This is a genomic window from Nostoc sp. DedQUE02 (assembly GCF_034531035.1).
Classification (GTDB): domain Bacteria; phylum Cyanobacteriota; class Cyanobacteriia; order Cyanobacteriales; family Nostocaceae; genus Nostoc.
The window spans coordinates 1-13993 of sequence record NZ_JAVRBY020000107.1 but is presented as its reverse complement, the minus strand read 5'-3'; the positions used below and the strand labels follow the sequence as shown (position 1 = coordinate 13993).

Here is a 13993-nt window from a genome sequence, read left to right as displayed (position 1 = left end):
TGGCTCAATCCTATTCCCAGCAATGGATACACGCCCTCAGTAAATATTCCACTTCTACATAAAAGTGGAACATTTACGATTTTTTTAAAGCCGCATACAACAGATTCATCACCTCATTCAATCTGTTTGTATGACAAAAATTGCAGACTTGACTTTCCAGCAACTTGAAACAGAGTCGGGTTTAACTGATTTATTCGTAATTCATGCAACTTATGGACTAATGCTAAGATTATCAGCTCTCACTCCTACCTCAGTAAATTCTAAATCCGCGGCTGGAGTAGTACAAGCTTTGTATCAACTTAGAGAACTTGCAGCTAAGGCGCAAATAACAGTAAATCTCAATCAAACTATTGGTGAACGATTGGCGGCATTCCCCACCGCATCGACTGGCACAGCTGTTAATGGGTATGTAATGAGTAGCGGCCAAATCATTACGAAAACACCATTATCAGCAACAGGCATTATAGGAGTTAATAACTAATGTCAAATCCCGGCATCTTTAGAAATATAAACATTATCAAAGAGCTTAATGCCTCAACTAGCACCGCAATGATAGAACTCTATCAGCCTGGTACGCTTAATAGTTTGGATATTGTCAATAATGCCAAATACTCCGGTTTCGTCACTTCATTACGTCTTACAATTGACATAATTTCAATTGATGAACTTGAAGTAGTAGAAAATGACATTCTTGCAGATGATGCAACTATTGCAGCAAACGCTAAGACTACTTTTAACAATAATCCTAAGAAGTGCCTAAGTTTTTTTATAGGCAACAGCAACACCCCACCAATTAAAGTAGCTGATATTTTTGTTTTCAATCAACGCCCTTTTTATTACCTTAGTTTGCTACCCTATTTTACGTCTGCATCAACCTTTGATGTTGCCCCTGATAGCATCATTGCAGTGCAACAAAGAGACGTTGGTTATGGATTATTGCAAGATGAAGACCGCGTTTTAATACTTGGATCGGTCATAGAAGAAAGTCCTACTTATGACCAATCAGTATTAACTATTGAGTAATATGAAAATATCAAATCTTAAAAGCTTTAATCCAACCATTAATGACGTTTTTCCAATAATAGACATTGATGGCGGTATAGGTGGAAGACCAATATTGAGAAAAGCAACTTTACAAAGTATTATATCGCTTGTGGGTAATACTTTTGATCCTACCTCTATCAACAATTCTATTGAATCTTTACTTACAGTAAATAATTCTCAAGAGACGGCTATATCAAGCTTGCAAACAACTGTTAGTAATAACAACGCTAACATTACTTCATTACAAAATTCTCTTGGCTCGATATCAAGCTTGCAAACAACTGTTAGTAATAACAGCGCTAACATTACTTCATTACAAAATTCTCTTGCTTTAACAATCACTATACCTTCTACGATAAAAACAACAGCCCAATCTAGCGATTATTTTATAGGAATAGATAGCACTGCTTTACTTTATAAAATTAGTAAAGCTGATTTATTAGCAGGTTTATCATCAGGTGGTTCCTCTTCTGGTAGTGGCGTTCAACCTACAACGCTACTTTTAATTCATGGAGACGGCAGCAATAACGGAACGTCTATTATTGATAGTTCCGCTTTCAATAGAACTGCTACTAAAGGTGGCAGTCCAGTAACATCAACTACTCAAAAAAAGTTTGGAACATCAAGTTTATATTTTGATGGTGCCAGCTATATAACTTTCCCATCTTCAACTGATTTCGATTTAAAACGAAATAATTTTGCAGCACAGTGTTGGATTTATCCAACATCTGTATCAGGCAGTCGAGTAATTCTGGATAGATATAGTAGTACTATTCCATTTAGCTGGCAATTTGCTATTAGCAGTGCTAAATTAAATTTTTATATCCGAAGTTCTGACGCTAGTAGTTCTTTTATAAATCTTTTGGCTGATACAACGCTATTAATTAATACCTGGTATTACGTTGGTGTGCGATGCATCAATGGTATTCTTTCTCTATGGGTTAATGGTGAACTTGATGCTACTACATTAGGAAGCGCCAATTTATCAAATTCTTTGCCTATTACTATAGGCAAACAAGGCAATATAAACGGCAATTATTATCAAGGGTATATTGATGAATTAAGATTTATCAAGCTTGGTGAAACTGATTTATCCACAATACCAACTGCGGCTTTTACATGATAATGGCACAAGTAAGTTACGCTGATCCAACTACTACTAGAACGCCGCTACACTTTGATGTGATGCCCCCTATACAACAGGCATCACCAATTGTAGCGCCCATGCCAACAAGGCAACCATTTAACGTACAACAAGATGCACCAGGACAGCTAGCAAGACCAATTAATTATCATGCTCAACCACAGAATATCCCCAATATTCAACAGCAAATAAAGAATGATGCTACAAGCTGGAAGACCATTGAAGTAGTTCCAAATAATACAGCTAGACCGAGAGTTGCTACTACTCAATCAGTAATAGCAGGGACTAGCGTGGTTAGTGGAAATAATTTTGCTCAAGAGCAAGCGTTTGAGCAATTAGCTTATCTTGGTGGATGGGCACTTTCCGGCTTTTGGGATGGTGCTATTGAAGGTAAAAATTATCCTAATGAAAACCTAAGATATAAACGAGATTTTGCAGAAGATGGGGCTTATGCATTAGGTTATAGAGTCGGAGATGAAATTAGAAATTTAGGCTTGCAAGGTAAAGGTAATTTAGAGGAGTTATGGAAAAATAGACCACAATTTGAAATTCCTACTATTAAAATACCTAAATTTACAAAGCCTGAATTCCCTGATTTTAGTATTCCACAAATCCCAGAGTTCAAGCTACCTCCAAAACTACGAGAAAAAGATATTCCTCGTACCAATCCACCATTAATTCCAGAAAGCGAATGGCGACGTATTAGGGAATGGATAGAAGAAGGAGAAAACTGTGAAATTTTATTTACTGTTTTTCAGTCTACTTATTTTAAGAATGGCTCAGTTGTGGGACGAGAACCAGGCGTTGCGCCCGGATTGTCAGCCCCTGACATGATTGATGGAACTGGCGAACAAATACGTTTAGCTGATGGAATATATTTTATTCCAGATGTTAGCTTGCTGAGTGGCGGTGGAATAAATGCCGGAGGTAAGTATGGCGCTGATACTGTAAGGCTAAGACGAGCTGCATTTTTAATAATTCCTAGTACAGCCAAAAACAATTTAAGTGTATTTGAGGCTTTTCTTGCAAATGGGACTGTTAGTAACTATCCAGCTTACACTAACTTGAGATTATCTCCTTTTACAATTACTTGCGAATTTGGATATTGTCAAACACGACCTCAAGAAAAACCAGATCCCTTTCCACCACCAGCACCACCAAAGGATTGTGATTGTATGGGATGTTGTCCCGATATTGATTACCGAAAAATTCAAAAAATCATTGAAGAAGAGCTTCAAAAATTAACTCCAGTTGCCTCACTCCCTGAGAGATATCAAATCTCACCAGAAGGACATGTACCACAACTCATTTGTTTATTTGTTGAAAAACGCGCAAATGGAACGCTTGGAAAGGATTATTATCCCATAACGATTCCACATCCAACAATCACTACAGCACCAACTACAGCGCCCTTAAATGGCTATAAAAAGGGAAGTTGGGAAGGCATCTTAACTCTTAAAGATAATACTAAAGTCTTTGTAAATGCCTTCTCAGCAGCAGAGGCAGAACAAATGATTAACCAAATAAAAGCTAAAGTCAACCCTAAATATACTGAAGAAAGTTTTTATAAAATAGGTCAACGTAAGGGACAACCTCTAAAAGAAATTAATGTCAAACTTGTTCGCTGTGACTATTACGCAGAAGGAACAAAATCGAATAAACCTGACTGGATAAAATTCTTTAAATAAGCCTTGCTCCGTAAGACATTGATAAAAGCGGAGGCTTAAGGGGCTTAGTCATAAAACATTAGTAAATTAGGCTAAATTTAATCAAGCATTTCAAACTTGAATTTATGCCAAAAGTACCCCATGTCATTACAATTGATAATGATAAATACGTTGCGATTCTTCCTGACATTTATGGCGATATTTCGTCTGTTGTAGGCATTGCAAAAGCACCCAGTCCAGATAATACAGTGTACAAGGGTAAACTCACTATAAATAGAGCCGTTGCAGAAGGCGATTTAGTGCGAATTAATTGCCGGCTTGAAAATAAAAAAGTTCGCACTGTGCTTTGTGTATCAAGCAAACTTTCATCAGCGATGGGCGGATTGCTACCAAAGAAAGTTGCAGGGCAGGATGTTAAATCAACAAGTATTCCACGTCGGATGAATTTAGGATAAAAAGAAAATGGCACTCCCTGTTTTGCATAAAGTCACCTTTGGAGCAACGACTGATTTCTATTACGTCAAAACTTCCGATGCTTATGAAGGGCTAAAGGATCAAACTGGATTTGAAAAAGTTGCTGATCCATTAGGTACGGAAGAAGTTATTCCAATTAAAGAATTAATCCGAACTGGCACAGTCTGGCGGATTGGAATCCGCTACAAAGATTCAAACGGCAAGATGAAAACTAGCAGATTGCTTGTGGCTAGAGGAAAGCTTGCTGGACTTTTTGGCGACGTAGCCGCATCTAAGCTAGAAGACAAAGACTACAAGATTGCTGGCGTAACCAAAGGCAAAATTGAACGAATTTCTGGCATTAGAAAAGCTACTTTCCATTAATATGTGCATTAACCCAGCTAATCGCTGGGTTAATTAATTCTATGAAAATTGACATTAATAATGCTTTTACTGTTGTTTCTCTGGTCTTTATGTTGATTGCAGGTATTTACCGATTAGCACAAATAGAATCTAATATTAATGCCAAAATTAACAAAACCGAAACAACTGTATTGTCGGCAGTTGATCAACTTAAGGATAATTTTATTGATCGCTTGTATACCGTTGAGCGAAAATTAGATGTGCATTTAACTGAATACACTGAAAAGAAACTTTTTGTTGAGTATCGTCTTAACGGTATTGAAAGCATGGTCAAACACAAATTTGACAGGCTAGCTAACTGGGTCAAGCAGATCGCCGGCTTTTTGAACAAACAATCTAACTTTCAGATCCGTGATGACAAGTTTTAGCTTCTGGGGATTCAGTCTAGTAAGTTAAAGCGAACTTTTCCAAAACCCCCAAAGTTTGTCACGGTTATATAACTGGAGATTCGCTATAGTTAACAGTTAACAGGCAACGGCTAAAAGGAGTTAAAGAGATGGAAACTAAGCCAACTGACCCATCGCTAGCACTCATGGAAATTCCCCCAGGCTATCTCAACATTATGGGTTACGTTGATCAGTCAGAAGTTAATGGCCCTGGTTGTCGTGCAGTCGTCTGGGTACAAGGTTGTCTTCGTGAATGTCCTGGCTGCTTTAATACTAACTCCTGGTCATTTGAGGCGAACCAATTAATTGCTGTTGATACCCTTGCCGAGAACATTCTCAGCAATCCCCGCAATCAGGGTGTAACATTCTCTGGTGGAGAACCGTTTTGGCAAGCAACTGCACTCGCATCTTTAGCTCAAAAAGTAAAAGCTGCTGGGTTAAATGTAATGTCTTTTACTGGATTTACTCTTAAACAGCTACAGTCTCAATCCGCGCCGCCAGGTTCCCAAGCATTGTTAGAACAACTCGATATTTTGATTGATGGGCCTTTTGTACAATCTCTGGCAATTAATTCTCCCAACTCTCCAGTTTCTTCTAGCAATCAACGAGTTCGTGTGTTAAACCCAGCTTTCCAAGACCAGATTACTTGGGCTAGCGATCAGATAGAAATCCACATTCTCAAGGATGGTGGCCGCATTGTTACTGGCTATCAAGGTGGACTGGAATTGACTTAATTTGATGGTCAACAAGAAAGTAGCGGGTTAAAATCGCTGATGAAGAGTGATGCTGACACTTTGGCAGAGCGTTTTTGATTTTACTCCTGGATTCTGACTTCTTCAATAAACGAACCACTTATACCAATTCTGTATGAAGATGCGCCAAACTAAATAAGAAACGAACCGCAAAGGGCGCAAAGAACGCAAAGAAAGAAGCCAAGAGAATTTAGCGCAGCCTCACAAAGAAATAGTATTAGCATATTAAGTACACCTTGTCTATGAGACGCTTTGCAAACGCACAGCGTCTCGTAGAAAAGGGAGAAGGAACAATTCTTAAGTGCAACTTTATAATAGGAATCCGCTTTGATTTCTGTATCCCTCACGGGAGGGTAGCCATACTTATTTGCGTAGACAGGGAATAGGGAATAGGCACTCTTGCAAGGGGAAAGAAGGCTTCCTAGTTCTACTGAGCTTTTTCACGTAATCAAATATGAGTCCTATAGAGAATTGAGATTAGAAAATAAGGACTTTAGTTTTTACTAAGAACTTGCTTACCTATCAATTTAAACTTGATACTAGTAGCTATTTTTTAAAAGGATGCAAATTCGGGTTGCCGGGTGCTTTTACAAAAAACCTTATGATTCAAACTAGTGGTGTAATTATTTGTCTTGGCTACATTTTAGGGTTGCTGTTTACAGTAGTTCCTTGGGGAGGTGTGTGGATTTTGCTTCTGGGGATAGCGGGAGCAATTTTTTTTAGAAGACGAACGATGCTACGGCAATTTGCTCAGAAAACAGAAAATTCTGGAAGCAAAAATAAGGCAGTACCTAACACTTGGCATACTCCCCAGCCTCGAATATGGCTAATTGCTGGCTTGGTGGGGTTATTGGCAACTCTGTATTTTCAATGGCGAGTGCCGCAACCAGGTGCAAAAGATATTAGTCAGTTCGTCCCGACAGGAAATAGCAGTAATCAAGAACAACTTGTGATTGTTCGCGGCAAAGTAGCGAGTAATCCCCGCTTGACTCGCAGTCAGCGAGGACAATTTTGGCTGGAAACGACTCAGTTAGATGAGGTCAAAAATGATAAAGGTTCAGCAGGTGTTCCACAAGGGGTAACAGGCAAATTGTATGTGACAGTGCCTATACTTCAAGTCACTGGTTTATACCCTAGTCAAGAAATTGCTGTGACTGGGATTTTGTATAAACCAAAAGCGGCTTCCAATCCTGGTGGTTTCGACTTTCAAAAGTTTCTCAAGCAAGAAGGAACATTTGCTGGTTTGATTGGACGACAAATAAATGTTTTCGAGCAGGAACGTAAATGGGGATGGTGGCAAATTCGGGAGCGAATTGTGCGATCGCAAGTTCGTTGGTTGGGTGTCCCGGAAGGGCCTCTTGTGAGTGCAATGGTATTAGGTAGCAAAGCTGTTGATTTACCCTACGATATCCGCGACTTGTTTGTACAAGCCGGATTGGCTCATGCTTTGGCAGCTTCTGGGTTCCAGACTTCTTTGATTTTGAGTGTGATCTTACAGTTAACAAGGGGGGCAAGAAAAGGAACGCAATTTACCCTTGGCTTTTTGGCTTTAATGATTTTTCTCAGTTTAACAGGTTTTCAACCTGCGGTTCTCAGAGCCGTAATTATGGGTTTTGCAGCATTAGTTGGTTTGCTATTAAAAAGGAAGGTAAAACAATTTGGATCTTTATTATTAGCAGCAACTCTGTTATTAGTATTTAATCCTCTATGGATTTGGGATTTAGGGTTTCAATTGAGTTTTTTAGCAACGCTGGGATTAGTGGTAACAGTACCCGCATTAGTCAATCGCCTAGCATGGCTACCACCTGCGATCGCTTCTTTGATTGCCGTTCCCCTAGCTGCCACTATTTGGACTTTACCTGTACAACTTTTTGTCTTTGGAGTTGTACCATCTTATAGTTTGTTCCTGAATGTGGTTAGTACTCCATTAATTTCAATCATTAGTATAGGTGGAATCATCAGTGCCTTAGTAGGTTTAATTTGGACTGAGGCAGGAAGCTTTCTGGCTGGAGTATTACATTACCCTACTGATTGGCTAATTAAACTAGTGGAATTTTTTAGTAAGTTACCAGGAAATTCTGTTGCTGTTGGTAGTATATCTAGTTGGCAGCTTCTGGCAATTTATGCACTGATTATATTAGTTTGGCTAGTTCCTTGGTGGCAGAGACGGTGGTGGTTTGGTAGTATGATTGCAATTGGTTTAGTATTCATTCCCCTTTGGCATTATACAAATACATTATTTAGGATAACGGTATTAGAATCTGGCACAGAACCAATTGTGGTTATTCAAGACCGAGGTACTGTAACTGTAATTAATAGTGGCGATGAAGGTACAGGACGTTTTACAATCATCCCGTTTTTACAACAGCAAGGTGTAAATCAAATTAATTGGGCGATCGCAACTGATTTTCAAGGCAATGAAAGTAATGCCTGGTTTGAATTAATGCAACGTTTACCAGTCAATAATTTTTATGAATATTCACCAAAAACAGATAATTCGATTACAATTCAAGCAATTCAAGAGGAACTACAAAAACATCAAGGGATTTATCAATCTTTGGCAGTTGGTCAAGCTGTAAAAGCTGGTTCGATAGTAGCGCAATTAATCAACGATCAATTACCCATATTACAATTGCAAATTTTGGATCAGAATTGGTTGCTAGTAGGCAATGTTAAGTCTAAAGAGGTACAACAACTAGTGAAAAATGGCAGTTTAACTCGCCCGCAAGTACTTTGGTGCGCCCCTGAGTCATTGAAAGATTTAGTTATTGCTCTGCAACCAGAAGTAGCGATCGCTTCTTCTGCCAACTTTGATCCCAAAACTTTATCTGAACTGAATCAAAGCAAAACTAAGCTATTTTTTACGGGACGAGATGGGGCTATTCAATGGACACCTAATGGCCAGTTCGAGGCGTTTATTGAAGCAACAGAAAATAAATCATCTATTTTATAAACAACTCACAAATTCAGGAAATTAAAACTCGGATCAACTTTTATGACAATCTACTTTTATAGTATTCGTGAAGAATATGGCTGTTTTTCTAACTTTTCGCCTCACGGCTTTGAATTAGATAGATTGTATTGGTCAACTAGCGAACACTACTTTCAAGCACAAAAATTTGTGGGTACACCTCATGTAGAACAAATTCGTCTAGTTAAAACACCCAAAGATGCGGCAAAAATGGGACGTGAAAGAACCCGTCCTTTACGTCAAGATTGGGAACAAGTAAAAGATGACATTATGCGGCAAGCTGTATTATGTAAATTTCAAACTCATAGAGAGATCAGAGATATCTTACTTTCCACAGGCAATGCAGAAATTGTTGAAAACTCGCCCATTGATTTTTACTGGGGTTGCGGAGCCGATGGTAGTGGTAAAAATATGCTAGGAAAAATTTTAATGGAGGTGCGAGAAATCCTGCACCCTACATACAGCACATAAATAATATTGTTGCTGTGAATGCTTGCCCCAGTATCGACTCTTAAAAATCGAAATTGAATGAGATAGAGGCAATTAAAAGCGTGAAATTAAGCAGTACGCCTGTTATGTACTTGGTAAGAGCAACTCCCCTTGTGAGCAGTCTTTCAACTCAGCACTCTTCACGCTGTGGTAAACCAGCCTGATGAAAGATGCATCCTGGTTTTGGGAACACTAGATTTACCACCAGACTTAACCGGAAGGGGTTGATGCCTAAAGGCAATGGAATAATAGATCCAAAAATACAGTTCTTCTGCAATTACCCACAAAATACCTAAAACCAGTGAAGCGTAATACAATTACCCATGAATTTGACTCTGGTTCACAAGCAGAAATAATACCTCTGCAAGAAAGTGATGACAATTTATCCGAAGCCTCCAAATTACTACGGCAAGGAATTAAACAGCAGCAAGCTGGGGAATTAATAACGGCTATGAAGTCTTTACAACAATCCTTGGGGCTGTTTCAGACAGTTGGAGATTTGCAAAAACAGGCGCAGGTACTTTCTTTTTTAGGATTGGTAACTTACAGCGCTGGAGACTACAAAAGTGCTATCTCTTACTCTCAACAGTGTCTGTCTTTGCTCAATAACACCTCAGATTTAGCTTTGCAAATGCAAGCATTTTCCCATTTAGGTAATGCATATCGTCACCTGAATGATCATAAAAAGGCAATTGAGTTTCTAGAAAAATGTTTAAAAATAACGCAGCAACTGCAAGATAAACGGAGTCAAGTAGCAGCACTAAATAATTTGGGATTAGTGTATAAATCTTTAAGTAATTTTACACAGGCAATTGAGTATCAGCAGCAAAGCTTAGAGATTGTGCGAGAACTCAAAGATAACTGGGGTGAAGAACAAGTACTCAAGAATTTGGGTAATGCTTGGTATGCTTTGAACAATTACTCAAAAGCGATCGCCTATTATGAGCAGTGTGTAGTAATAGCACGCTCCTTAAAACATGTTCGCAGTGCTTCTCAGGTACTAAAGAATCTGGGTCATGCTTGTTATACCTTAGGTGATTATGCCAAAGCCATTCAGTATAATGAAGAGCGGTTGCAATTAGCTAAAGAAATTCAAGACCAGCGCAGCCAGGAACAGTCTTTAGGTAGTTTGGTAATTGCTTGTGAAGCTTTGGGTGACTATAACAAAGCAATTACATATTATGAAGAACGTTTGCTCTTAGCTAGGAATATTAAAGATCGGCGCAGTGAAGAACAAACTCTTGCTCGTCTGAAAGCTGTTTACGAAGCCTTGGGTGATTATGCCAAAGCTATGCAATATCAGCAGGGAACATCTTCAAATAGTTAAAAAGGTAAGGCTAGAAAACAATTCAAAATTACTCGCACAGATCAATTCCCCTGATTATTTTTTGTTGTCGGAGATATACAAGAACTTCTAATGTATCTACTTGGGGAAATTCTGCGTAAAAATTACTCACACTCCAGAAGGGTTCGGGTGTTTCCAAAACAATTGTGCGATCGCCCCACTGTTCTAACCAGGGTAGCAATTTTTGTGGCGCTACTGGAGTACAGAGCCAAACAGCTGCTGGAGAAAGCGCTTTCATGGCAGTTGCCGCTACCGCTATTGTCATACCTGTAGCAATGCCATCATCAACTAAGATGAGTGTGGCATCTTGTGCATTCACCTGCGGACAAACAGAAATTAATTGAGCCTCAAGAGACTTAGCAAGGTTTATCGCTTTATTTAAAGCCGCTTCCCGCCACCGCCCATCATTTCTCAGGCGAAGTAGTTTTTGATCACTCCAAAGGACATTTCCAGAAGTCGTGACTGCACCAATTGCTAACTCTGGGTTTTCTGGATGGCTAATCTTTTTGGCCACAACAATTGTTAACGGACAATCCAAAAGACGTGCTATTGGTGCTGCAACTGGTACACCCCCTCTTGGCAAAGCATAAACAATTGGTACAGGCTTTACCCCAGAATCAATAGTTTGCTGAGTCAAAACATCATGAATCACTCGCGCCAATAACTCACCCGCATGGGTGCGATCAGCAAAAAGTGGGGTATGTGACATGGTTCCCCCAGCATCTTAGGACGGCACTGCTTTTATGATGACTGAATTTTGTCCCAAATTAACTGATACAATATTTGTATAAATAATAAGTATTCAGCATTTAGCAAAAGCCTATTTATTGTGATAAATCTCCAGCCAGAGGGGTATTTAACTCAGATATAACAGCTGGCGCTGATGCCAAAATCCTAATTTTCATGAGCAGCGAAACCCAACTCAGCCTCTTCGACGACTCCACCTTTAACCAACGAGAACTGATTCCTACAGACGCGAAAATTCCGATCGCTCCCGAAACTTATCCCAGTATGACGGAGTTGACACAGCATTGCGATCGCTGTCACCGTTGTGCATTAGGAGACACTCGTACTCATGCTGTTGTCGGACGTGGTAATCTCAAAGCACCAATTATGGTTATAGGGGAAGCGCCAGGTCAAAATGAAGATGAAACGGGTTTACCATTTGTAGGCAGATCAGGGCAGTTGCTGGAGAAAATTTTGGCATCTGTGAATCTGACTACTGAGCATGATGTATATATCGCCAATATCAACAAATGTCGCCCACCAGATAATAGAGTTCCCACTCCTGTAGAAGTGGCAGCTTGCCTACCTTACCTTCTAGAACAAATTCGCCTAGTTGACCCCAAAATTATTTTGTTAACAGGTGCAACTGCTGTCAAAGGACTCACTGGCGATAAGCGAGGGATTACGAAAATTCGCGGACAGTGGCTGGAGTGGGAAGGGCGTTTATGTATGCCGATTTTTCATCCTTCATACTTACTGCGTAACCCTTCTAAGGAAAGAGGTCAGCCTAAATGGTTGATGTGGCAGGATATCCAGGCAGTACGTGCCAAGTTAGACGAAATCCAAAATGGTATAACTAGTCTGTAATAACTGCAATGAAATTTTCCAATGTCTCTTGCTCCTTGGCGAAGCGCGATCGCTCATGCACTCCATCGCAACCGCAGCCTTGTTTATGCTCGTTACCTGCAACTAGCAACGGTACAGACGAATGGTCGCCCCGCTAATCGTACCCTAGTCTTTCGGGGCTTTCTGGAAGATACTAACCAGCTAAAATTTATCACCGATATTCGCAGCGCTAAAGCCGATCAGATAGAGCAACAGCCTTGGGCAGAAGTTTGCTGGTACTTCCCCAATACACGAGAACAATTCCGCATCACTGGTTGTTTGACCCTGGTAAGCGGTGATGATTCTCACCAGGATTTACAGCCAGCTCGGATCGTAATGTGGCAAGAATTGAGTGATGCGGCGCGTTTACAGTTTGCTTGGCCCCATCCTGGTAAACCCAGAATTCAAGAAATAGGAGCTTTTGAGCCACCAGCACCCGATCCTGTTAAGCCAGTACTTAATTTTTGTCTACTGCTACTTGAGCCGATGCAAGTAGACCATTTAGAATTACGGGGTGAACCACAAAATCGATGGCTTTACTGCCGTAATGATCAGCAAGAGTGGTGTAGCAAAGCGATTAATCCGTGATTTAGTCAAGAGTCAAAAGATTGACTCTTAACCCTTAACATTTAACTAAATGCCAGCACCATCTAGAAATTCCTGGATAGTCTTATCTTTGAGGTTGCACCAGCGAGTATCGTGGGTTAGTTCATCCTCTTTGGTGGCTAAACTACCTACTAAAACAGGAGTTTTTTCTGAAGAATTGGTGCGCCCAAGAGTTTGTATTTGTTCTTCCAACGCTTCAATCCGGTCTACTAAAGCACGAATTACTTGAGCTTCTGAATCTGGTAAGTTATTGTGTTCAAGAGGTGAAACCCGAACTCCAGAACGATACATAATGCGCCCAGGCACACCTACCACAGTACAGTCTGAAGGTACATCTCTTAAAACAACAGAACCAGCACCAATACGGACATTATTGCCAATTTGGATATTACCCAGTACCTTCGCTCCAGCTCCGACTACGACATTTTCACCCACAGTAGGATGGCGCTTGCCGCATTCTTTACCAGTACCCCCAAGGGTGACACCTTGATAAATTAGAGCATAGTCTCCGACGATCGCAGTTTCACCAATTACTACACCCATCCCGTGGTCAATAAACACACTTTGCCCAATTGTTGCACCAGGGTGGATTTCAATTCCAGTCAAAAACCGAGCCAAGTGAGAAATCAGGCGCGGAATAAAGGGAAGACCAACACTATACAGCCAGTGAGCCAGCCTATGGAATAACAGGGCTTGCAAACCAGGGTAACAAAATAAAACTTCCAACCAGTTACGGGCAGCTGGGTCACGTTCAAATATGATACGAAAGTCAGCACGCAGTATAGATAGCACGAGATAGCACCCTCGGAAAGCACAACAAGCTACTCTCCCATATTATCCTCTCAGGTGTTACACATAAAAATTAGGTATGGGGCATAGGGAATTGGGCATGGGGAAAGGGGAATGGGGAAAGGGAATGGGGAAAGGGGAAAGGGTAAGGGGAAAAGGGGAAAGATTAAATTTATTCCTTTTCCCTTTAACCTTTAACCTTTTACCCTGCCCCTCTGCTCCCCTGCCCCTCTGCTCTTTCAAGGGTAGGGAATTAAAAATCAGGCAGTAGAGAGGGTGATTTGAAAGACATTCATTTGTGGAGTCAAGGTTG

Annotated in this window: 15 protein-coding genes; 13 read left to right on the top strand and 2 right to left on the bottom strand. The window is 40.2% G+C overall.

Going from position 1 to position 13993, the window contains the following annotated elements:
* Positions 1–130: 130 nt before the first annotated feature.
* The 11 genes from RMX98_RS35030 (at position 131) to RMX98_RS34980 (ending at position 10656) form a co-directional block, all read left to right on the top strand.
* Positions 131–481, top strand: a complete 351-nt coding sequence (locus RMX98_RS35030; protein WP_322676047.1) for a hypothetical protein — start codon at positions 131–133, stop codon at positions 479–481.
* Positions 481–1023 (top strand): hypothetical protein, encoded by a 543-nt coding sequence (locus tag RMX98_RS35025; RefSeq protein WP_322676048.1) that lies wholly within the window; start codon positions 481–483, stop codon positions 1021–1023. The genes RMX98_RS35030 and RMX98_RS35025 overlap by 1 nt, the downstream gene beginning before the upstream one ends.
* Position 1024: 1 nt before the next feature.
* Positions 1025–2167 (top strand): LamG domain-containing protein, encoded by a 1143-nt coding sequence (locus RMX98_RS35020; RefSeq protein ID WP_409882099.1) that lies wholly within the window; start codon positions 1025–1027, stop codon positions 2165–2167.
* A 311-nt stretch (positions 2168–2478) separates the two neighbouring features.
* Positions 2479–3876, top strand: a complete 1398-nt coding sequence (locus RMX98_RS35015; RefSeq protein ID WP_322676050.1) for a hypothetical protein — start codon at positions 2479–2481, stop codon at positions 3874–3876.
* A 104-nt stretch (positions 3877–3980) separates the two neighbouring features.
* Complete coding sequence (locus RMX98_RS35010; RefSeq protein ID WP_322676051.1) at positions 3981–4310, top strand: hypothetical protein; 330 nt, start codon at positions 3981–3983, stop codon at positions 4308–4310.
* Positions 4311–4317: 7 nt separating this feature from the next.
* Entirely contained in the window at positions 4318–4692 is a 375-nt protein-coding gene (locus tag RMX98_RS35005; protein WP_322676052.1) for a hypothetical protein, read from the top strand.
* A 41-nt stretch (positions 4693–4733) separates the two neighbouring features.
* On the top strand, positions 4734–5099 hold the full coding sequence (locus tag RMX98_RS35000; protein ID WP_322676053.1) for a hypothetical protein: 366 nt from the start codon (positions 4734–4736) through the stop codon (positions 5097–5099).
* Positions 5100–5227: 128 nt separating this feature from the next.
* Entirely contained in the window at positions 5228–5851 is a 624-nt protein-coding gene (locus tag RMX98_RS34995) for a 4Fe-4S single cluster domain-containing protein (protein ID WP_322676054.1), read from the top strand.
* A 619-nt stretch (positions 5852–6470) separates the two neighbouring features.
* Complete coding sequence (locus RMX98_RS34990) at positions 6471–8822, top strand: ComEC/Rec2 family competence protein (protein WP_322676055.1); 2352 nt, start codon at positions 6471–6473, stop codon at positions 8820–8822.
* A gap of 42 nt (positions 8823–8864) precedes the next feature.
* Complete coding sequence (locus tag RMX98_RS34985; protein WP_322676056.1) at positions 8865–9311, top strand: NADAR family protein; 447 nt, start codon at positions 8865–8867, stop codon at positions 9309–9311.
* A gap of 319 nt (positions 9312–9630) precedes the next feature.
* A complete protein-coding gene (locus tag RMX98_RS34980) occupies positions 9631–10656 on the top strand; it encodes a tetratricopeptide repeat protein (RefSeq protein ID WP_322676057.1) in 1026 nt (341 codons plus the stop codon).
* A 28-nt stretch (positions 10657–10684) separates the two neighbouring features.
* Here the strand turns inward: RMX98_RS34980 and RMX98_RS34975 are convergent, their stop codons facing one another.
* Positions 10685–11383 (bottom strand): phosphoribosyltransferase, encoded by a 699-nt coding sequence (locus tag RMX98_RS34975; protein ID WP_322676058.1) that lies wholly within the window; start codon positions 11381–11383, stop codon positions 10685–10687.
* 194 nt (positions 11384–11577) lie between these two features.
* Between RMX98_RS34975 and RMX98_RS34970 the strand changes: the two genes are divergently transcribed.
* Together RMX98_RS34970 and RMX98_RS34965 are read left to right on the top strand one after the other, a co-directional pair.
* Positions 11578–12267: a uracil-DNA glycosylase gene (locus RMX98_RS34970; RefSeq protein WP_322676059.1), complete on the top strand. Its 690-nt coding sequence runs from the start codon at positions 11578–11580 to the stop codon at positions 12265–12267.
* A 21-nt stretch (positions 12268–12288) separates the two neighbouring features.
* Positions 12289–12873, top strand: coding sequence for an Npun_F5749 family FMN-dependent PPOX-type flavoprotein (locus RMX98_RS34965; protein ID WP_322676060.1), 585 nt, complete (start codon positions 12289–12291; stop codon positions 12871–12873).
* A 45-nt stretch (positions 12874–12918) separates the two neighbouring features.
* Here RMX98_RS34965 and cysE read toward each other — a convergent pair whose 3' ends face one another.
* Complete coding sequence (gene cysE / locus RMX98_RS34960) at positions 12919–13683, bottom strand: serine O-acetyltransferase (protein WP_322676061.1); 765 nt, start codon at positions 13681–13683, stop codon at positions 12919–12921.
* Between the last annotated feature and the right edge of the window lie 310 nt (positions 13684–13993).